The 20,451-nt window shown below is 46.5% G+C and carries 17 protein-coding genes; 12 read left to right on the plus strand and 5 right to left on the minus strand.

Annotated elements, in window-relative coordinates; translation table 11 throughout:
* Window positions 1-7 precede the first annotated feature (7 nt).
* From AC1XUF_RS24335 to AC1XUF_RS24350, 4 genes are read left to right on the plus strand one after another with little or no spacing between them, the layout of a single operon-like run.
* Window positions 8-1,675 (plus strand): cbb3-type cytochrome c oxidase subunit I, encoded by a 1,668-nt coding sequence (locus AC1XUF_RS24335; RefSeq protein ID WP_483344460.1) that lies wholly within the window; start codon window positions 8-10, stop codon window positions 1,673-1,675.
* A gap of 28 nt (window positions 1,676-1,703) precedes the next feature.
* The gene (locus tag AC1XUF_RS24340) at window positions 1,704-2,705 is read left to right on the plus strand and encodes a cbb3-type cytochrome c oxidase subunit II (RefSeq protein ID WP_483344461.1); all 1,002 of its coding nucleotides are present in this window, start codon (window positions 1,704-1,706) and stop codon (window positions 2,703-2,705) included.
* Between the two features lie 18 nt (window positions 2,706-2,723).
* Window positions 2,724-2,984, plus strand: a complete 261-nt coding sequence (locus AC1XUF_RS24345) for a hypothetical protein (protein ID WP_483344462.1) — start codon at window positions 2,724-2,726, stop codon at window positions 2,982-2,984.
* 1 nt (window position 2,985) lies between these two features.
* Entirely contained in the window at window positions 2,986-3,396 is a 411-nt protein-coding gene (locus tag AC1XUF_RS24350; RefSeq protein WP_483344463.1) for a cytochrome C, read from the plus strand.
* 41 nt (window positions 3,397-3,437) lie between these two features.
* On the opposite strand, the gene AC1XUF_RS24355 is transcribed toward AC1XUF_RS24350, so the two are convergent.
* Complete coding sequence (locus AC1XUF_RS24355; protein WP_483344464.1) at window positions 3,438-4,799, minus strand: sigma-54 interaction domain-containing protein; 1,362 nt, start codon at window positions 4,797-4,799, stop codon at window positions 3,438-3,440.
* Between the two features lie 88 nt (window positions 4,800-4,887).
* On the opposite strand from AC1XUF_RS24355, the gene AC1XUF_RS24360 reads away from it, so the two are divergent.
* Window positions 4,888-6,312 carry a sigma-54-dependent transcriptional regulator gene (locus AC1XUF_RS24360; protein ID WP_483344465.1) on the plus strand — a complete coding sequence of 475 codons (1,425 nt, stop codon included), beginning with the start codon at window positions 4,888-4,890 and terminating at the stop codon, window positions 6,310-6,312.
* A 7-nt stretch (window positions 6,313-6,319) separates the two neighbouring features.
* On the opposite strand, the gene AC1XUF_RS24365 is transcribed toward AC1XUF_RS24360, so the two are convergent.
* Window positions 6,320-8,860, minus strand: coding sequence for a tetratricopeptide repeat-containing sensor histidine kinase (locus tag AC1XUF_RS24365; protein WP_483344466.1), 2,541 nt, complete (start codon window positions 8,858-8,860; stop codon window positions 6,320-6,322).
* Between the two features lie 38 nt (window positions 8,861-8,898).
* On the minus strand, window positions 8,899-11,433 hold the full coding sequence (locus AC1XUF_RS24370; RefSeq protein WP_483344467.1) for a tetratricopeptide repeat-containing sensor histidine kinase: 2,535 nt from the start codon (window positions 11,431-11,433) through the stop codon (window positions 8,899-8,901).
* 457 nt (window positions 11,434-11,890) lie between these two features.
* Between AC1XUF_RS24370 and AC1XUF_RS24375 the strand changes: the two genes are divergently transcribed.
* Genes AC1XUF_RS24375 through AC1XUF_RS24385 form a run of 3 tightly spaced genes read left to right on the plus strand, consistent with a single transcriptional unit; the run spans window position 11,891 to window position 13,021 of the window.
* Window positions 11,891-12,202 carry a putative quinol monooxygenase gene (locus AC1XUF_RS24375; protein WP_483344468.1) on the plus strand — a complete coding sequence of 104 codons (312 nt, stop codon included), beginning with the start codon at window positions 11,891-11,893 and terminating at the stop codon, window positions 12,200-12,202.
* 60 nt (window positions 12,203-12,262) lie between these two features.
* The gene (locus AC1XUF_RS24380; protein WP_483344469.1) at window positions 12,263-12,847 is read left to right on the plus strand and encodes a Crp/Fnr family transcriptional regulator; all 585 of its coding nucleotides are present in this window, start codon (window positions 12,263-12,265) and stop codon (window positions 12,845-12,847) included.
* A 51-nt stretch (window positions 12,848-12,898) separates the two neighbouring features.
* A complete protein-coding gene (locus tag AC1XUF_RS24385) occupies window positions 12,899-13,021 on the plus strand; it encodes a hypothetical protein (protein ID WP_483344470.1) in 123 nt (40 codons plus the stop codon).
* A gap of 4 nt (window positions 13,022-13,025) precedes the next feature.
* Here the strand turns inward: AC1XUF_RS24385 and AC1XUF_RS24390 are convergent, their stop codons facing one another.
* Window positions 13,026-13,733, minus strand: a complete 708-nt coding sequence (locus AC1XUF_RS24390; protein WP_483344471.1) for a LytR/AlgR family response regulator transcription factor — start codon at window positions 13,731-13,733, stop codon at window positions 13,026-13,028.
* Window positions 13,718-14,830 carry a sensor histidine kinase gene (locus tag AC1XUF_RS24395; RefSeq protein WP_483344472.1) on the minus strand — a complete coding sequence of 371 codons (1,113 nt, stop codon included), beginning with the start codon at window positions 14,828-14,830 and terminating at the stop codon, window positions 13,718-13,720. Before AC1XUF_RS24395 ends, AC1XUF_RS24390 begins: the two co-directional genes overlap by 16 nt.
* Window positions 14,831-15,091: 261 nt before the next feature.
* Here AC1XUF_RS24395 and AC1XUF_RS24400 point away from each other — a divergent pair, with 261 nt between their 5' ends.
* From AC1XUF_RS24400 to AC1XUF_RS24415, 4 genes are all read left to right on the plus strand, one after another.
* Complete coding sequence (locus AC1XUF_RS24400; protein ID WP_483344473.1) at window positions 15,092-16,183, plus strand: nuclear transport factor 2 family protein; 1,092 nt, start codon at window positions 15,092-15,094, stop codon at window positions 16,181-16,183.
* Window positions 16,184-16,194: 11 nt separating this feature from the next.
* Window positions 16,195-18,594, plus strand: coding sequence for a TonB-dependent receptor (locus AC1XUF_RS24405; RefSeq protein ID WP_483344474.1), 2,400 nt, complete (start codon window positions 16,195-16,197; stop codon window positions 18,592-18,594).
* 545 nt (window positions 18,595-19,139) lie between these two features.
* Window positions 19,140-19,724 (plus strand): Crp/Fnr family transcriptional regulator, encoded by a 585-nt coding sequence (locus AC1XUF_RS24410; RefSeq protein ID WP_483344469.1) that lies wholly within the window; start codon window positions 19,140-19,142, stop codon window positions 19,722-19,724.
* Between the two features lie 51 nt (window positions 19,725-19,775).
* A complete protein-coding gene (locus tag AC1XUF_RS24415) occupies window positions 19,776-20,414 on the plus strand; it encodes an NAD(P)H-binding protein (RefSeq protein WP_483344475.1) in 639 nt (212 codons plus the stop codon).
* Window positions 20,415-20,451 lie beyond the last annotated feature (37 nt).

Here is a 20,451-nt window from a genome sequence, read left to right on the forward strand (position 1 = left end):
GAGAATCATGGGATCACTATTGAGCCATACCGGAATTATCATCACCATTGTCCTGATCGAAATTCCCATCATCTGCGGAATGCTGTTGCTGGTGTATAAGATTCTGAAAGCACTAAAAAGCAACAAGGCCCTGGTGGTAGCCGCTGCCAAAGATACCTCGTCAAATCAGCAGGACTACCGGCTCACGCATTCGGAGCTGTCAGGTTTGCTGTTGCCGGAAGATGCAAGAGGTCTCATCACCCATGTAGCGCATCATGCCGCTTTACCCTTTGTTGCCCGTAAAAAGAGCGCGCAAGTACGCCCCAAAATAGACCCGGAATTATCCCGGCTGATTCTCTGGTATATCGGCTGCGCCGCATGCTGGCTTGTTTTCGGCACCACGGTCGGGGAATATGTCGGGATCAAATTTGTAGCGCCCGATGCGGACCAGGTGAGCTGGCTGAGTTTTGGAAGGCTTCGGCCTGTACATACCAATGCGGTTTTCTGGGGCTGGGCTTCCCTGGCAATGCTGGGACTGGGGCATTATGTGGTGCCGAGGGTCAGTAATGCGCCGCTTTTCAGTACTGATCTTGGCTGGTATGCGCTGGTTTTGATCAATCTCACGGTGTTTTCCGGCACGCTGTGTTTGATGGCGGGTATCAACAATGGCGGCGGGGAGTATCGAGAATATATCTGGCCGGTGATGCTGCCTTTTGCCATGGGCCTGGTGCTCACGCTATACAATTTTCTCAAAACCATCGCCCGCCGGACTACCAAAGAAATCTATATTTCGAACTGGTACATTGTGGCCTCCATCATTTTCGCGATCACGATCACAGTTGTCGCTTACTTACCATTTTGGCAAAATGGCCTGGGCGAAACCATCATTCAGGGTTACTATATGCATCAAGGCGTGGGCATGTGGTTTATGCTTTTCACATTGGGCATTGTTTACTATTTTCTGCCGCAGCAGCTCAATAAACCCATATATTCATACAGTTTGGGCATATTGGCTTTCTGGGCGCAGGTCCTGTTTTACACGACCATTGGCACGCACCATTTCGTTTTCAGTTCCATTGCGTGGTGGCTGCAAACCGTCGCCATTGTCGGCAGTGCGGGCATGATTATTCCGGTGGTGGCCGGCACGACCAACTTCGTGATGACTTTCAAAGGCGCCTGGTTCAAAGTGCCGGACAGCTACACGCTGCCATTTTTCCTGACCGGCATTGTATTCTATTTCACAGGTTCATTGCAGGGTACGGCGGAAGCATTCCGGTCCACCAACCTGCTCTGGCATTTTACCGATTTCACCGTGGCACATTCGCACCTGACGATGTACGGGATCATCTGCTTTTTTCTCTGGGCCGGTATTTACGCTGTGGTACCCCGGCTGACGGGCCTTGAACCTCCGCAAATAACAGTCGGGGCGCATTTCTGGCTGTCGCTGATCGGGCTGATGTTTTACACCATTCCGCTCATGTACGGGAGCACGTTGCGCGGACTGATGTGGATGGAGGGAAAACCTTTTATCGACAGTGTCGTTTTCATGGCGCCGTTCTGGCTATGGCGCGCCATCGGCGGCAGCCTGATGTGGCTCTCTCATTTGTTTTTTGCTTACAATATGTACCGCATGATCGTCCAGAGCGACATGCACGAAACCATACTGGAAGCCCTGCCCCAGGAAAATCACGCTTGACAAACCCCCTACTTTTACACTCCGTAACATGGATTTTTTTGATAACCATACTAAATTATTTGGTGCAGCCTTTTTGCTGTTTTTGGTTTTGACGGTATTTGTAGCGCTGGTACCGGCCATCAATAACGAGAAAAACAATGCGCCGCTTCCGGGATTCGAGCCGTTGAGCGATGATGCCGTGAAAGGGAAAGCGATTTTTGTGGCCAATGGTTGTGTGGCCTGCCATACCCAGCAGGTCAGGAATGTGGATATGGATCAAATGTGGGGGAAGCGGCCGAGCGTGGCGGCGGATTATGCTGCCAACGAAAGGACGGATTTTTGGCGCAACACGGCTACCTTGATGGGGACGGAACGCACCGGGCCGGACCTTACGTCTATTGGCACCCGTCAGCCGAGCAAGGAATGGAATCTGGTACATTTACTCAATCCGCGCATTGTGATGAAGGAATCCATTATGCCGGCTTATCCCTGGCTTTTTGAAGTAAAAAAAGAACCTTCCCCGGAAGACGTGATTGTGACCTTGCCGGAGAAATACACAAAACCGGAAGGTACCTGGGTCGCAAAAAAAGAAGCGTTACAGCTTGTGGCTTACCTCCAATCTTTGAAACAAACCGAATTGCCTGGTGGAGCAGTTCCTCCATTTTTATACAAAAAAGAAGTAAAGGCAGGGGCAGAAGAAACGCATGTAAATGTCGGCCCGGACGGTTCTGCCTTATACGCAACGCATTGCCAGGCCTGTCACCAACCAACGGGAGAAGGACTTAAGGGTGCATTTCCAGCGTTGAAAGGCAGTGAAATTGTACTGAACGACAATCCCGAAATCATGCTGAACATCATCGTCAACGGATACGATGCCCGTCAGGAATACGGTGTGATGCCTGCGATTGGAAAAAATGCAGGACTGACGCCCGACGAAATCGCGGCCATTATGAACCACGAACGGACTTCCTGGGGCAACAATGCCAGGAAAGTCAGCGGGCAGGAAATCGGCAAGCTCATGGATGCGATCAAACAAATGCCGGTTCAATAAACAATAAATGATTTTACAATGAAAAAACCCGTCCTCACCCTTTTGCTGATTTTGATCAGGCTGGTTTCCCTGGCCTGCCCGGTCTGCGACCAGCGGCAGCCCAAGGTTTTAAAAGGGATCACACACGGCACTGGTCCGGAAAGCTATTGGGATTATGTGATCATCATGACCGCGATCGCCATTGTTATTTTCACACTTTTCTTTTCGGTAAAATGGCTGATCAAACCGGGCGAGTCCGGGAACGACCATATCAAAAGATTCATTTTGACCAACCCTTGAAATGGAAGATAAAAGCACTGTGATCATTTTTATAGATGATGACGAAAAGCCCATCGGAGTGTTCGCCTCTCCTGTGAATTTTGAATTAGATACGCGAAAAATCGCTGACGGTAAGCATATTATGAAAATAGTCAGCAAAGATCCGACTGGTAAGGAAGGGATCAGGCTCATTCCTTTTGAAGTAAGAAACGGGCCGGCCATTGCCATAGAAGGAATGCGAGAAAATGCGGTTGTCGACGGGGTTGTCCCGATGATGATCAATGCTTACGGAAAAGGGGACCAAAAGAAATTTCTGATCACGGGCAGCGAGTCGCCGCAAAGCATTCCCGCTTTGTTCTGGATACTGCTTATTGGTTTTGCAGGCTGGTCGTTGTACTATCTGATCACTTACCTGTCCCTAAGTGGCGATTAGCGCTGTTAGCCTTTTCTGTCTGCAATCGGACGAGGCCTGCATTATTTGGGATACTGTTTTCTTATTCCAAGCCTTTTGATCATCGAGTGTAATGTGGTGGGAGGCATCTTTAATGCTTCTGCCGCACCGCCCGGGCCGGCTACTTTTCCTTTACAGGATTTGAGCACGCGCATGATATGCTCTCTGTCCACTTCGTCTATTGTTTTCACCCGGGTGTTTTCCAAAAGCGATGCTATATTTTCCTCACCCACAGGCAGATGCAGCTGGTTGATGATGGGTTTTGATGATAACAACACGCTTCTTTCCATCAGGTTTTCGAGCTCCCGGACATTGCCAGGCCAACGATACGCTGAAAGTTTTTTAAGGACTTTGCTGGAAATGCCGGAAATTTTTCTTCCGCTTCTCTTTGCATATTTCTCCATAAAATGGAGCGCCAGAGCGGGAATATCCTGTCTTCTTTCACGCAACGGAGGAATGTTAATGGGAAAAATATTTAGCCTGAAAAAGAGGTCACTCCGGAAATGGCCCTGATTTACTTCCTTCTGGAGATCTTTATTGGTGGCTGCAATGACGCGCACATCCGTTTTGATAGGAGTCCTGCCTCCGACCCTTTCGATCTCCTTTTCCTGCAGGGCCCGGAGCAATTTCACCTGCAGATCCAGGGGCATATCCCCTATTTCATCGAGGAACAAAGTGCCGTTATGGGCAAGCTCCCATTTGCCGATCCTGCGCTCAGCTGCGCCGGTAAAGCTCCCTTTTTCATGTCCAAACAACTCACTTTCAATTAAATTTGCAGGAAGCGCGGCGCAGTTTACGGTTACCATTACCTCATCTTTCCTCCATGAGTTTTGATGAATTGCTTTGGCTATCACTTCCTTTCCCGTGCCGGTTTCTCCGAGAAGCAGAACAGTACTTTGTGTTTTTGACACCTGGGAAACCAATTTAAGCACCTTTTGCATTGACTCACTTGTACCAATGATCTTCGAATCATTGCTGGTGGCTTCTGACGCTTTATCCGGCGAGGAGCGACTTTCGAGCAGTTCTTTTTTCAGGTTTTCGATTTGCGCGGCCTGCTTTTCAGTCTCTTCGTTTGCAATGATACAGGCGAATGCGATGCTAATCTGTGATGTGATGGCTTGCAGGAGTTCAGCGTCAACGGTATGGGGTTCAGTCCACAAAACACCGATATTCCTGGTTCCAGCCCGAAGCGGAATGCCTGATAAATCGTCTGTTACACTTGCGACATGGTCGTCATTCACCTCGGAAAGCAGGTACTTGCCTATGCCGAGCTTTCTCAGTCCCTCGCCGACCACCGCAGCTAACTCAGCCCGGGTGGTGATTTTCGCAATATCTGTACAAAAGCTGACGAGCATGGCGCCGCTGTCGTTGTCAGGATGATTCACGCTGGAGTTTTGCTACAAATAAGGTAAATATATCTTCTGTCAGATAAAAAGAAAACCTCGCCAATTGCGTATTTTTATTGTACCTAGAATGTTCACAAGAATAGGTAACATGGGCCTGAAAGTATTGATAGTAGAAGACCAATTCATTGAAGCAAATGACCTGCAGCTGATTTTGGAAAGTGCCGGTCATGTTGTTTGCGGCGTCGCAAAATCCGTGACCGCGGCCATTGAGTTTCTGAAAACAAACAAGCCTGATATCGTTTTGCTGGATATATTCCTGAAAGGACCTCAGACGGGTATTGACCTCGCCCCTAGTCTCACGGCCGAAAACATCCCTTTCATTTTTATTTCCGCCAATTCTGAACCTTCAACCTTTGACGCCGCCAAAGCAACAAGGCCCGACGGCTTCCTGATCAAGCCGTTCCGAAAACTGGACATCCTGGTGGCGCTGGATATCGCCATTTATCGGCATGAGTATGCAACCGAGCATGCCCTTCACCAGGATCAATGGCAGAGAAAAAGCAATGTTTCTCCTGGGCAACACGAGGCAAGGGCTGAATTTAATCAGATCGTCGGGCGTAGTCCCAAATTAATGCAGGCCCTGGAACTGGTCAGCCAGGTAGCGCCATTGGATACGTCTGTGCTGATTTTGGGAGAGACCGGGGTTGGTAAAGAGGGCATCGCGAAGGCGATTCACCAACTTTCAAAAAGAAAAAACAAGCCGCTCATCAAGGTCAATTGCGGGGCGATCCCGCCCAGCCTGATTGAATCGGAGTTATTCGGGCATGAAAAGGGCGCGTTTTCCGGTGCTTCCGACAGACGGATCGGGAAATTTGAGCAGGCCCAGGGCGGGACGATTTTTTTGGATGAAATCGGTGAAATGCCTTTGGAAACTCAAACCAAGTTGCTCCGGGTAATCCAGGAAAAAGAATTGGAACGGATTGGCGGCAGAACCACGATCAAGCTCGATATCCGGTTCATTACGGCGACAAACCGCAATCTGTACAAGGAAGTCGCAGCAGGAAAGTTCCGGATCGATCTGTACTACCGGATCAATGTGTTTACGATCACGCTTGCGCCTCTGCGCGAGCGAAAGGAAGATATTCCCGGTCTGGTAGACTATTTCCTGAAAAAACATGCTAAACTATCTTATAACCAGCCCAAGAGGGTGAGCCCGCAGGCCCTTGAAAAGCTGCTGGCCTACTCCTGGCCGGGAAATATCAGGGAGCTTGAAAATGTCATTGAGCGGCATGTTATTATGACCCCATTCGGTACAATCTCATCCATCGACCTTCCGGAAGACGAAACAGCTGAAAATCAAAAACTGGGTGATGTTTCGAAGAACAAATCCCTTGCTGAGAATGAAAAACAATACATTCTGGCAGCGCTGACCAAAAGCAATGGAAAGGTTTCCGGCAAAGGCGGAGCGGCAGAGATCCTCAACCTGCCCGCTGCGACACTGGTTTCAAAAATGAAAAAACTGGGGATCAGCTGGAGTTTTGTCTCCGGATAATGCAAGCCTAAATGGCTATTTCCTGCAACGCTTCCTGGTGCGACCCCATAACCAGTTTATAGTCAAATTCGATATGCAGCGTTGTTCCAGGGGTTCCTCTCATGGTAAAATCCCCTTCCAGATCTTCTGTAAGGCCTTTGATCAGTTTCAGACCAAAAGATTTAATTTCCTCTACATTAAAATCTTCTGGGAGCCCGATTCCATCATCGGTAATGGAAAGCAAGAGGGTTCCTTCCTGGATTTTATTTAAACTGACCCTAATTTCTCCTTCCCGCTGACCCGGAAATGCATATTTGAGCGAATTAGTAATGGCTTCATTTAAGATCAAACCGACCGGCACCGCCTGCACCAGGTCTAGCTGAATGTCCTCAATGCTGACTTTGAAAATAATGCGCTTACCCAGATTAAAACTATCATCCAGGTAATGTACCAGTTCATGGATATAGCTGGACATGGAAATACCGCTTGTATTCTGGGATTGATAAATTCTCTGATGCAGCATCGACATCGCCTGGATCCGGTGGCGGCTTTCCAATATGGCATTGACTGCCACATCTTCTTTAAGATAAGCGGATTGGGAATTCAAAAGGCTGATGACAATCTGCAGGTTATTTTTAACGCGGTGGTGTACCTCTCTGAGCAGCCATTCTTTTTCATTGACCAACCGGATGAGGGAGGAATTTTTAATGTTGATCGTTTTCTGCTGCTCTTCCAGTTGCAGGTTTTTATTTTGCTTGAGCCGGTAACGGTTATACAACAGACCCAACAGACAAAGCAGCGCAACAAGTCCGGCGTAGGTGAATTTTTCTGTACGTGCCGATAATTCCAATTTCTGCTTTTGCAGCGTTGCCTCTTTTTGCAGGATTTTGAAATCCTTTTCCTTTTGGGCGGTCCTGAAATTGGCTTTCAAAATCGTAAATTCTTTGTCTTTGGTACTCTTTGCGATAGAGTCTTTGAGAAATACATAGCGCTGGTAATGGCCGATCGAGGCAAGGTAATTACCGGCTGCTGAATCCACCTTGAAAAGCAGCCGTCGACTATCTATTTCCAAAGCAGGGGTCAGGTTTCTCGAAGCCAGTGCTTTTTGCAGGTATGGATCTGCCTGGGCGAATTTTCCTCTTTCGGTGTAGAACCTGCCGATTGTTAAAAATGCTTCTGCACCTGCAATTGTCAGAATTTTTTGTGGGGCATACTTTTCCGCATACTCAACATCATTATTTAGCCGGATCATTTCAAGATAGTACTGTTCTGCCGCTCTGAAATTTTTCAAAGCGGTGTAGCAATCTCCAAACATCGCTGCCACCAACTGCTTACTTTTTGCAAAGTCCGGGGAGTGCTCGTTTTTTAGGAAGGATTGAAGAAATTGAAGCGCTTCTTTTGCATTTCCGACCTTGATTTGAGCATCTGTCAAGGATTTTAATACCGTGTAAATGTGACCGTTATCGATGTACATTTTCGAGAAAGATAATTTGAAATACCGGATGCTGGCAGGCAGGTCGCCCAGGTTATAATACAAATGTCCAATGGCCGCATAAGAGAAATCGATCTGGGTACTGTCTCCCATGGTTTTCGAGGCGCTTAAATCTAGTAGGGCATACTGCAGCGCCTTATCCAGATTAGCCTGCTGCTGGTAAAATTGGGATAGTCTACGATATGCCACAGGCAACCTCTTTGTAATACCCGCGGACTTATAGGTTTCCAGGGCAGCCAGGTAAAACTTTTCCGTCAGGTCAAATCGGTTATGTTGAGCGTATATATATGCGGTATTCGACTGGCAATCTCCCGCGGCCTTGTAGTCCCCGAGCTCCTGGTAAAGCTTAGCAGCCTGAGCGTAACTGTGGATTTCCATTGCGTAAGAACTGTCGGAATCGGGTAAATTACGGCCGAGTTCATCCCACCAATGGGCCAGCCCGGCTTTGTCGCCAATTTGTTGATGGTATCGAATCACACGATAAAAACATTTCGTCCCCAGGGTTATTTCGCCCAACCGAAAATGATACTTACCTCCGGCAATCGAAACCCCATTCATCCATTGTCTTGACTTCAGCTGTGTACTCAGGCTGTTTGCCATTTGGAGGTACGGATATGCTTTGCGTAATTCTTCTGGTTTGGCATCCTTGTTATCAAGCAAAGATTCACCGAAAGTTGCAAGCAGGCAGACTTTCATTTCGCCATATACGTCATTGAACATCCGTTTCGCGGCGGCGAAGTCTTTCTTTTTCAAATGAGATACAAAAGCCAGGTAAGTTGCATTGTTATATCCCTTCGCATATTTCAGGGATTTACTGAGAATGATCGCCAGACGGGCAAATATCAGCGCACTGTCGATGGAACCTCGTGATTCGTTTCTGAAATAGATGGCCCCAGCTTTCAAAAGTAAATTGACTTTTGACGTGTCCTCCTTTGCTTTTTTGATCTGATCCAGATAGGAAGAAAGATGATAAACCGGATCCAGCTCGGCCCCAACCCTGACAGGCGTCGGTTGGGCCCCGACCCCTTGGATCAGGGCGAAAAAAATACCGGATAGCAGTGTTGCTTTGAGCGTCATAAGCCGATGAGTTATGCTGAATATTTTCTGATCTAATGTTAGACTCCTAATGATTCTTCCTGGTATTTCCCCATGACCAATTTGTAGTCAAATTCAATCAGCAGCGTTGTACCAGGCTGACCTATGATGGTGAAATCGCCTTCCAGGTCTTCAGTAAGGCCCTTGATCAGTTTTAAACCAAAAGATTTGATTTCCTCGATATTAAAATCCTGGCAGAGCCCAATGCCATTATCAGCAACGGAGAGCAGCAGGCTTCCCTCACAGATTTTTTTCAGGCTAACCTTGATTTCTCCTTCCCGCCGATCGGGAAAAGCATATTTAAGCGAATTGGTAATGGCTTCATTTAAGATTAGCCCGACCGGCACCGCCTGCACCAGATCCAATTGGATATCCTCGACGCTCACAGCGAAAATAATGCGCTTGCCCAAATGAAAGCTGTCGTCCAGGTACTGCACGAGTTCATGGATATAACTGGGCATTGCAATACCGCTCATATTCTGGGATTGGTAAATTCTCTGATGCAGCATAGACATCGCCTGGATCCGGTGGCGGCTTTCTAATATCGCATTGACGGCCACATCTTCCTTAAGGTAAGCGGATTGGGAATTCAAAAGGCTGATGACAACCTGCAGATTATTTTTGACACGGTGGTGTACTTCTTTGAGCAGCCATTCTTTTTCATTGACCAGCCGGATAAGCGAGGCATTTTTGATGTTGATGGTTTTCTGCTGTTCTTCGAGTTGCAAATTTTTATTTTGCTTGAGTCGGTAACCATTATACAATAGTCCGAGAAGACAAAATAGAGCGGCAAGTCCGGCGTATGTGAATTTTTCGGTGCGGGCTGAGAATTCCAGTTGCCTCTTTTGCAATAAGGCTTCTTTTTGTAACAGTTTATTTTCGCTTTCCTTCTGAGCGGTCTTAAAATTGGCTTTTAAGATAGAAAAATCTTTATCCTTGGTAGCTCGCGCTATTGAATCTTTGATCGATACATATCGCTGATAGTTCCCAATGGATGCAAAGTAATTGCCATTCGTTGAATCTACCTTGAAGATCAGGCGTCTGCAATCCATCTCGAACTCGGGAGTCAGGCCCTTGGAAACTAAAGCAGTTCTGAGATAATGATCAGCAAGATCAAATTTCCCTATAGTTGTATAAAACCTTCCAATGGTCAGGTAAGCTTCAGCACCGGCAACCGATTTATGGTTTGCCCAATAAAATTGTTCTGAGGATTCGACTTGTTTGTTCAGACGTATCATTTCAAGGTAATAATGTTCTGCTTTCTTAAAGTCCTTCAGAGCGACATAACAATCTCCAAACATCACTGCTACCAATTGTTTGTGAAATGCTAAATCCGGAGATTTTACAGTTTTTAAAAAATATTTAAGGAATTGGAGTCCCTCTGCTGCTTTCCCCACTTTAATCTGAGCATCTATCAAAAGTTTTAAATAGCCATAAGTGGGCTGTCCATGTAAAAGTCTTTCAGAAAGCGCGAGTTTGTGGTAGTATTTGACACTATTGTTGAAGTCGCCCATACTGGCATAGACATTTCCGATATACAAATACAGCCTAATCAGTTGGCTGCTGTCTTTGTAAGAATTCAGGTTATCCAAACTCTGTAAAGCGTACCGCAACGCCTCCCCCAAATTGCCTTGTTGCTGATAAAATCGGGAAATTACCTGATAGTGCTTATAGAACTTTTTAACGTTGGCAGCCTGAAGCTTTTTCATCGACAACAGGTATAATTTCTCTGCAAGGTCAGGCCGGTTATAACAAGAATGAACAAATGCTTCGAGATACTCACTCTCAGCTTCCTCTTCCTTATTTCCAACCGCCCGAAAAAGTGCAGCCGCTCTTGAATATGCGGTAATTTGTATTGTGTATGTACTATCCATAGCTGGCATGTACCGACCTAATTCTTGCCACCAGTGTGCTTGTGCCGCCTTATCACCTATTTTTTCATATTCCCTGATGACACGCTTGAAACAATTCGTGCCCTTGGTTATCTCGCCTAATCGAAAATGGTACTTGGCTTCAGCAATGCTGCTCTCTGTCATCCAATGTCTGGATTGGTAACGTGCACTCAAACTAGATGCCTTTTCCAGGTATGGTGCCGCATTGCGTAACACTTTCGGTGAAGCATCCTTATCATTGATATAAAATTCAGTTAAGACCAAAAGTAATCGGATGTATTGCTCACCCCAAACTTCCCGAAGTATTTGCTTTGCAGCATCGAAGTCCTTCTTGTTTAAAAGCGATTTGCAGGTCAGGAAAGTTGCCTCGTTATATCCCTTGGTATAATTCAGGGTTTTACTAAGAAGAGCGGCCTTGCGGCTATATATCAATGCGCTGTCCAGTGTAAGCTTCAAACCTCGTAAATGATACTTACTGCTAATTTTCAAAAGCAATTCAATTTTCGCCGTGTCCTCTTTCACCTTATCTAAATCATTTAAAAGAGATGGAAGATCATAGGAGTCATGCGCCTTTACACCCAGGCCTTCTGTTGTCGGTTGTGCACCAGCCCATTTTATCAGGGTGCAGAAAATACCAATTAATAAAGTTCTCCTGAAAGTCATAATCCTAAGAATTACTGTTGAATATGTTTTCGAAAAGAAAATTTTGGTGACTGAAAACAAAGAATATTAAACTAATACCCAATTCGCATTCTCAATTTTTTCCGCGTGTTTATGAATTATGTATTTCAAATTGCCAGTTAATGAATAGAATGATATCCCTCTCTAAATTACAATCTTCTTAAAATAGGTCAAATAGATAAACTGGATTTTTCATTGATAATTTGGCGCAATATTCTAATTCATCGATTCTAATTGATATTAAGCATTATGGAAAGCAACTTGGTTTTTAGATTCTTGTTTGGATTTATAAAAATGCACTCACAAAATGGCGATATATCGTATTAGAATCGCCTTAGAGATACATATAATATATTAATAATGAGATGGTTAGTATATGGTATGGCATTTGATTGTTAAGAGTACTATCTATCACATAAACCACTCACCCTTAAAAAAAATGAATACGAACCCAATCATCCTGTTCGCCAAATGGCAAGTCAAAAAAGGCCATTTAGATTCCGTGCTACATTTGTTGACAGAAGTTTCCCAAAAGATTGAAAATGAAACCGGAAACCTGTTTTACGACTTATATCAAAGTCAGACCAACCCGGATATGCTGATATTTTGTGAAGGTTATGCCGACAAAGCATCGCTAAACAGTCACCAGAATTCAGAACATTTTCAGCGTATCGTGATCGACGAAATTGCCCCGATGCTGGAAGAAGTTGAGGTTCTGCTGACGGCGCCACTGAATCTGAGATATTTATAGCAGCAATGTATCATACGTGGCAATTCATTCCGCATTCAGCAAAAATTAAAACTTGAAATCATGGACACATTGCGAAAGCATATCGAAGAAATCGTACCGGTAAGTGACGATGAGTTTGAATACGTCAAGACATTCCTGACCAGAAAAAGAGTCAGGAAACACCAATACCTGATCCAGGTAGGGGATATCGTAACCTGTGATTACTGGATTACCAAAGGCATTTTCAGGGCTTTTTACGTCGACGGCGCAGGTAAGGAACACATTCTGCAATTTGCACCGGAAAATTCATGGCTTTCGGATTACAATGCCTTTTTCGATCATGCAGAATCAAAGATCAATATTGTTTGCATGGAGGACGCGGAAGTGCTTTGCCTTACGCTTTCGGCAAAGGAAAAGCTGGCTTCACAACTGCACAAAATGGAGCACTTTTTCAGGATGAAGGTAACCAGAGGCTATTCGGTGCAGCAGCACAGGATTATCTCTTTACTTTCCAATAATCCGAGGCAACGCTATGAAGAATTTGAAAGCCTCTATCCCAATATCGTAAAAAAGGTCCCCAAAAAATACATAGCCGAATATCTCGGTATCAGCCGCGAAACGCTGAGCAGACTCTACCCGATGAGCCACCGGCCTGCGTCCATGTGAAATTCTGAAATACCCTGTCCATTCAGTTTGTAGAGCAAAAATTGGTAAAATATGAAAGCGTTGATCATTGGAGCAACGGGGGCCACCGGTATGGATCTCCTGAATGTCTTATTGCAGGATCCTGAGTACAAAGAAGTGGTGGCGTTCGTACGGCGGCCCCGTAGCATACGCTGACTGCTTAACGTTTTCCCTCAATCCTTGCAAGTAGATCGCTCCGAAAGCTTCTGCCGATAGGTAGTACCTCATTTGCGATGTGAACCATGTTTCCTTCGATAGAGTTAACTTTTCTCACTTGTACTATATACGATTTATGTATACGCACAAACTGGGCTGCCGTGAGCTTATCCAGAATGGCCTGCAGCGAATGGTAACTGACTAATTTTTGTGAGGGAGTCACCACACGGATGTAATCCTTCAAACTTTCAATGTACAGAATACTGTCGACGGTGACTGGCATCAGTTTCTTATCTACTTTCAACCAAAGGGTATGACAAGTATCTACGGGCATCGGAATTGATACGGGGTCGACAGGTGCACGGCTTTGCATCACCTTGTTGATAGCTTTCAGGAAGCGGGAAAACGCAATGGGCTTTACCAAGTAATCCACCACATCCAGTTCAAAGCCTTCTACGGCATATTCGCGATAGGCCGTGGTGATGATAAAAGCTGGTTTGGTGGTGAGGCTCTTGACCAACTCCATACCATTAAGCATGGGCATATTCAGGTCCAGAAAGACAACATCGACCTGGTTACGCTGTAAAAAAGAGAATGCCTCCACCGAATCGGTAAACGTAGCTACCAAAGTGGCTTCTTTAAGCTGACTCAGGTACGTTTCCAGGATGCCGATAGCCAATGGCTCATCATCGACAATTACACAACGTGCCATACCAGCGGGATTTGGAGAGTGGCTGAAAATGTTTCGCTTTGGAAACCTGTTTCGAAACGATAGTTGGAACCATACAGCAACTGCAATCGGCGATGCACATTCCACAAGCCCAAACCTCCTTTTTGGGTCAGTGCAGTAGCCATTGGACCGCCGGGGTTTCGGGTCTCCAGCAGGATCGTGTCGGGTGTAATGGTGATCGACACAGTAATTACCCCGCCGGGCACGTTGGTAGCCGCATGTTTAAAGCAGTTTTCAATAATGGGCAGGAACAGCAGCGGCGGAATCACCTGATGCTCCACGGATCCATTCACCATAAAATTCAGCTTCAGCTTCGTGGCCAGCCTCATTGTTTCCAGTTCGATATAGTTACGGATATGGCCGATTTCTTTGTCAAGGCTCACCGTCAGTCCATCAGACTCGTACAGACTGTAACTCATCAAATCCGAGAGCTTCAACACCATGTCAGGGGCCTGCTCCGACTTCTTCAGGGTGAGCGCATACAGGTTGTTTAGTGTATTAAAAAAGAAATGTGGATTGATCTGCGACTTCAGCAGCGACAATTCGGTTTGCAATTTTTCTTTTTGGATGGCTTCCGCCTTTTGTTGTTCTGTTAGCTGATTCTTCGATAGTTTGATACCACTGGTTAATCCCACAATACTCACCAGGTAGAAACCCTTGTAGATATAATTACTTCCATTGAAGGTTGCATCGGCCTCGAAAGTTGTCGGACAAATAGGCGTGTCGACAAACAACTCTAATATGTACAGGTTGACGGCGTTCAGCGAGAAGAGCAGCCCGAAAACCAGTAAAGCATACACCCCGAAATTGCCGGTGTTGTAAAAGCGCGGCATCAGGTAATACAGGTTGATATAGCAACAGGCCAAAATAAACGGAAGGCGCAGACCGAGGTTGTATAAGGCCGTGTCACGATCCTCACCGATAAACGCAATATAGGCCGCATTGAATCCGAACACGAACGCCCAAAAAACTACATGATAGGCAATACGGTGGGCCAGCAGACGGGCTATCCAGCCGACAGTAAGATCAGGGGATAAGATAGACTGCTGGGTTGGTAATGAAGGAACGAATGTCGTCATACACCAAAGATGATAAAAGGGCAACTTAATCAATCAATTTTTTCGCGCAACCGGCGGCGATTTCCGACGAACGGCACGTTTGCACGACAACCAGCAAAACGCCTTTGCCAAGTCGTTGGTCTTGTTAAACTTACGGCTCAGCTAAAATAGTATACTGACTCCTGAGACTCATCGACTTTTGTCCAAAAATAACAAAAAACGATGAACCAAAATTTAAAGTTGAACACAACGCTGCTGGTCGTGCTAATAATAGTAACGTCAATGGTAAGCCATGCCCAGCCGAAGAAAATACTTATTGTATCGACTAACCGAGATACCGTAGGTACCAACGTTAGCGGCACCTTTCTAAAGGAAATCGCGTATCCGTTCCAGTATTTTATCGACAAAGGTTTTGAGGTGGACATTGTTACCCCCAAAGGCGGCAAGGCGGCTATTTATTGGGCGGGTGAGGTGCCTGAAGTCCTGCGTTCCATCCAGCAAAGTGAGCTGTTCGTAGCGAAGACAAGTGCCACACTGAAGCCGGGCGAGGTGCAGGCCGACGCCTATGCTGCTGTCTTTTATCCGGGTGGTCATGGGCAATACTTTGATGTTGTCCCTGATGAGCGGATAGCTAATCTTACAGCTACTATTTATGAAAACGGAGGTACTATCGGTACCGCCGGGCATGGGGTAGCGTCACTTATCGATGTCAAACTCAGCTCCGGCAATTACTTGGTCGCCGGAAAACGGATAACCTGTTTTCCGCACTGGGCAGAACTGGCCTGGATGACTATTTCCAACTATGGCAAGCTGCTCGCTTTTGACATGCAGGAAGTACTAGCCAGGCGCGGGGCCAACCTGGTGGTGAGCACCAAAGAAACGGCTTCGGATAAGGAGCTGACCTTAGTTGCCGATATTCCCAACCGACTGGTTACCGGCTCATTTGCCTCTTCGGCCCCGTGGGTGGCCGAGCAAATGTTAGCAATCATCAGCAGCCGCCCTGAATCACCCTCCGAACCAGCACAAATCCTATTAGCGATAAACAATTACATAGAAGGGCGTAACAGCGGAAACATCGACAAAATGAAAAGTGCTTTTCATCCGATGGCTAATATCAAGAGTGTTGATGAAAAAACAAAAGACATCACAACCACGCCTAATGCTGACTACATCGCCCGGAATAAACCAGGGCAAACGCATGATTATGTCACTAAAGTGCGACTGCTCGACTATACGGCCACCACGACCATCGCACAGGTCACGTTTACCTACACAACACATGCTTACCATGACAACCTGGTGCTGCTCAAGGTAAAAGACCAATGGCTGATTGTGGAAGATGTGTATTCAAGAACAGTATTTCAAAAGCAGTAAGCATAAGTATCATGAAAATTAAATGCATACTTTTTCTATGCTTCTTGCCGGGCCTTCTGTATGCCCAGATCAAGCTGTCGGGTAAGATTACGGATAACCGGAACCGGCCACTGCCATACGCTAATGTGCTGCTGTTAGCACCGACCGATTCGACGATGATAACAGGAACCGTCACCAACAGCGAGGGAAGCTTTCAGATGGAGGGGCTAACGGCAGGTTCGTATCTGCTTTCGGTACGCATGGTGGGCTACTCGGGAGCAATGTTGCGTCAGGACATCGTTCAGACCAAAAAGCTGGAAACCATTGTGTTAACCGAAACCGCTACGGCCTTGAACGAAGTGATCATTAAGGCTGATAAACCGCTGTTTGAACAGCAACTCGATAAGTTGGTGATCAACCTGAAAAATAATGTTGTTTCGGCTGGCAATACGGTGCTGGATGTGCTGGAGCGTTCGCCCGGCATTTCTGTAGACCGGCAAAGTGGTAGCCTGAGCATGAATGGTAAACAGGGCGTGCAGGTAATGATCAACGGCAAGCTGCAACGACTACCGCTAAATATAGTGGTGCAGCAACTGGAGGGCCTCACCGCGGCCGGGGTTGAAAAAATAGAGCTTATCAGTAATCCGTCGTCCCGGTTCGATGCAGAAGGTGATGCGGGCATCATCAACATCGTGACAAAGCAAAAGACAGAACTGGGCACCAACGGCACGGCTATGGTTGGTATCGGCTACGCCGACGTAAGTGGTTTCTGGAAACCGACCGGTTCGTTTGCCATCAACCATAAACGCCAAAACCTATTACTTACAGCCAACTACTCGCTGGTTCAAGACAACCGGTGGCAGCAATGGAACTACGAACGGCAGTTACTTACGCCCAATCTGTATTCTAACACTATTACCGACCGGTATGCCAGGTGGCCGTTACACCGGGCCAGCCTAGGGGTTGATTGGAACATGACCAAAAAGACGTCAATCAATGTGCTGGTAACTGGTTTCAGCGATTACTGGCGGATGGAATCGTTCAATCAGTCACGTGTGACGCTCAACGGACGGGATTCAGCAAATATCCATTTATACGACAGAGAAGTGAATCACTGGAAGCATTTGATGGGCAATGTGAACTTGAATCATCGGTTTACCAAGGGCGGGCGGCTTAACCTTGATCTGGACTATCTCTACTACCATGATCATAACCCAAATGATTTTATCAACACCTATCACTATGCGGCCGCAAATCAAGAAGTGCAGGAGTTGGTACGTACAGGCAAGGAAACGCCCATACGCATGGGGGTAATCAAAGTTGACTATGAAAAGAAGTGGAACGAGCTGCAACTGGAGCTGGGGGGCAAGTCTACCTTCTCGCACCTGAGCAATGAAGTGTCGCTCGAAAACAAGGTAGGCGACGCATGGATAGCCGATGCTTGGTTTACCCAGAACTATCGGCTGCACGATGAAGCCCACGCGGTCTATGTGAACGCCCGTGGCAAAGCGGGACCGAAAGGCCAGTTTCAGGCAGGACTCAGAATTGAAAGCACCGATATGGAAATGACCGCCAGCGATCAGCGATTATTCCACCTCAACTTCTGGAAACTATTCCCGACCTTTTTTTATACATGGAAGGCTACGCCCAACAGCTCGTTACAAGTTTCGTATGGCCGGCGCATCACCCGGCCCGCTTACACCAGCGTCGCTCCATTTGTTATTTTTATGGACCCCTTTACCTATTACTGGGGCAACCTGCAACTCAAACCCACTATCAGTGATGGGGTGCAGGCCTCCTATGCCTATAACGACCTGCTGCTCACGCTCAAGTATAGCAGGGACCGGAATGCCATTGCTGGCAATCAAAGCCGTTACAACAGCGAGGAGGGTAAAACATACATCTACTCCGACAATGTAGATCTGCTCCAACTGTACGCCTTCACTGCAAGCTGGCCCTGGAAAGTCACTTCCTGGTGGCGTACGCAAAGTAACGCCCTGCTCACCTACCAAAAGACCAACCATGTATATGCTGGTATACCTATCGAACTGAAACAGTTCTCGGCCAGGCTTACTCTGAACCAGACCTTTACGTTGCCGGGAAAAATTACGGTTGAAGTATCGGGCGTGTATGCTTCTCCTGTAACAGTTGGCTTAAGCGTTCGCAAGGCTGCCGGTGTAGTGTCGGCCGGTGTGCAAAAAGCAATCAACGAGTACAGTAAATTAAACCTGACGATCACCGACATTTTCTGGACGCGCAATTCCATTTATGTATCCGACAATCCACTGCTAGGCCAGATTCAAAAGACCTCGTATTACAATGAGCCTAGAGTGCTACGTGTATCTTATACAGTCACGTTGGGCAACACCAAAATGAAGTCGTCAAAGGCACGCACCACAGCTTTCGAAGCCGAACAACAACGTATGAATTGATGGTATACTTGTGGTTAGCACCGCAACGGGCTCTCAAGCAACGCGACGAGGAGTTGGAGCAGACGCTCTTCAGAAAGACATCGTGTTGATCCTAGCGCCCACCACTATGATCGAGATCGCAGAAAAAGACTTGAGTGGCCGATCCGAAAAAGTCTGGCACCTTGATATGGCCTTTGCAGCCATTTGGATAGAGAGCTGCTCTATCTCTACCCCCAAACGGACTTTCGTCGGATGGGCCGGCCCAATGGATCACGAAGAAGAAATGCCGGATAGTAATGTTGTTGTGAGCTTCCTAAGCGGCTGATTTTGTATTGAGTATCTTTAAATTACAATCTTCTCGAAGGCACTCAAACAGACTTGCTTTATTACTTTTCAGTTCTCAGTAAATGGCGAAATATCGTGTTAGAATTCCCTTAGGATAATATTTAAAGTTTTGATTTTCAATGTTTTGATGTTTGGCATAGCATTTGATTAATAAAGGTGAAAGCGTACCTCTTTGACGGTATAAAATCAACCCTGCTAAACGAACAGTTAAACTTGAAATCATGGACACATTGCGAAAGCATATCGAAGAAATCGTACCGGTAAGTGACGATGAGTTTGAATACGTCAAGACATTCCTGACCAGAAAAAGAGTCAGGAAACACCAATACCTGATACAGGTCGGGGATATTGTAACCTGTGATTACTGGATTACCAAAGGAATTTTCAGGGCTTTTTACGTCGACGGCGCAGGTAAGGAACACATTCTACAATTTGCACCGGAAAATTCATGGCTTTCGGATTACAATGCCTTTTTCGATCATGCAGAATCAAAGATCAATATTGTTTGCATGGAGGACGCCGAAGTGCTTTGCCTTACGCTTTCGGCAAAGGAAAAGCTGGCTTCACAACTGCACAAAATGGAGCACTTTTTCAGGATGAAGGTAACCAGAGGCTATTCGGTGCAGCAGCACAGGATTATCTCTTTACTTTCCAATAACCCACGTCAACGCTATGAAGAATTCGAAAGCCTCTATCCCAATATCGTAAAAAAGGTCCCCAAAAAATATATCGCGGAATATCTTGGTATCAGCCGCGAAACGCTGAGCAGACTCTACCCGATGAGCCACCGGCCTGCGTCCATGTGAAATTCTGAAACACCCTGTCCATTCAGTTTGTAAAGCAAAAATTGGTAAAATATGAAAGCGTTGATCATTGGAGCAACGGGGGCCACCGGTATGGATCTCCTGAATGTCTTATTGCAGGATCCTGAGTACAAAGAAGTGGTGGCGTTCGTACGGCGGCCTACCGGTGTGATTCATGCCAAGCTATCCGAGCTCATTGTTGATTTTGAGAAGATCGAAGAGGCGGCGGCGGCAATCCGGGGAGATGTATGGTTCTCGTGCCTGGGGACCACCCTCAAAGCAGCTGGCTCTAAGGAGAAACACTGGCATATCGATTATGAAATCCCGGTCAAGTTCGCGCACATTGCTAAAAGAAATGGAATTTCCAGGGTGGTACTGCTTTCCTCCTACGGCGCTTTGTCAAAAAGTAATGTGTCTTATTTGAGGATCAAAGGTCAGTTGGAAGAGCAAATTGCCAGTCTTGCATTTGATCAGTATATCATTTTTAAGCCGGGGTTCTTGTTGCGGAAACATACCGATCGGATGGGAGAACGCCTCATTGCCGGCCCGTTGAATTTTCTAAGCCGCTTGGGTTTGTTCAGGAAATACCGGCCTATATCGACGTCGACGCTCGCCGGAAAAATGGCTAAGGCACCCAAGACGCTCACACAAGGAGTACATATCGTTGAGCTGGACGAAATCTTTGAATTTTAGCGATCATTCCGCTCGTCGCATTGCATTAGCTTATCTT

The organism is Dyadobacter sp. HNCC25DJ185, from assembly GCF_056895195.1.

Bases quoted from the DNA above. Each gene is read 5' to 3' on its own strand.
- AC1XUF_RS24335 (WP_483344460.1), top strand. From the start codon at position 8: ATGGGATCACTATTGAGCCATACCGGAATTATCATCACCATTGTCCTG.
- AC1XUF_RS24340 (WP_483344461.1), top strand. From the start codon at position 1,704: ATGGATTTTTTTGATAACCATACTAAATTATTTGGTGCAGCCTTTTTG.
- AC1XUF_RS24345 (WP_483344462.1), top strand. From the start codon at position 2,724: ATGAAAAAACCCGTCCTCACCCTTTTGCTGATTTTGATCAGGCTGGTT.
- AC1XUF_RS24350 (WP_483344463.1), top strand. From the start codon at position 2,986: ATGGAAGATAAAAGCACTGTGATCATTTTTATAGATGATGACGAAAAG.
- AC1XUF_RS24360 (WP_483344465.1), top strand. From the start codon at position 4,888: ATGTTCACAAGAATAGGTAACATGGGCCTGAAAGTATTGATAGTAGAA.
- AC1XUF_RS24365 (WP_483344466.1), bottom strand. From the start codon at position 8,860: ATGACGCTCAAAGCAACACTGCTATCCGGTATTTTTTTCGCCCTGATC.
- AC1XUF_RS24370 (WP_483344467.1), bottom strand. From the start codon at position 11,433: ATGACTTTCAGGAGAACTTTATTAATTGGTATTTTCTGCACCCTGATA.
- AC1XUF_RS24375 (WP_483344468.1), top strand. From the start codon at position 11,891: ATGAATACGAACCCAATCATCCTGTTCGCCAAATGGCAAGTCAAAAAA.
- AC1XUF_RS24380 (WP_483344469.1), top strand. From the start codon at position 12,263: ATGGACACATTGCGAAAGCATATCGAAGAAATCGTACCGGTAAGTGAC.
- AC1XUF_RS24385 (WP_483344470.1), top strand. From the start codon at position 12,899: ATGAAAGCGTTGATCATTGGAGCAACGGGGGCCACCGGTATGGATCTC.
- AC1XUF_RS24390 (WP_483344471.1), bottom strand. From the start codon at position 13,733: ATGGCACGTTGTGTAATTGTCGATGATGAGCCATTGGCTATCGGCATC.
- AC1XUF_RS24395 (WP_483344472.1), bottom strand. From the start codon at position 14,830: ATGACGACATTCGTTCCTTCATTACCAACCCAGCAGTCTATCTTATCC.
- AC1XUF_RS24400 (WP_483344473.1), top strand. From the start codon at position 15,092: ATGGTAAGCCATGCCCAGCCGAAGAAAATACTTATTGTATCGACTAAC.
- AC1XUF_RS24405 (WP_483344474.1), top strand. From the start codon at position 16,195: ATGAAAATTAAATGCATACTTTTTCTATGCTTCTTGCCGGGCCTTCTG.
- AC1XUF_RS24410 (WP_483344469.1), top strand. From the start codon at position 19,140: ATGGACACATTGCGAAAGCATATCGAAGAAATCGTACCGGTAAGTGAC.
- AC1XUF_RS24415 (WP_483344475.1), top strand. From the start codon at position 19,776: ATGAAAGCGTTGATCATTGGAGCAACGGGGGCCACCGGTATGGATCTC.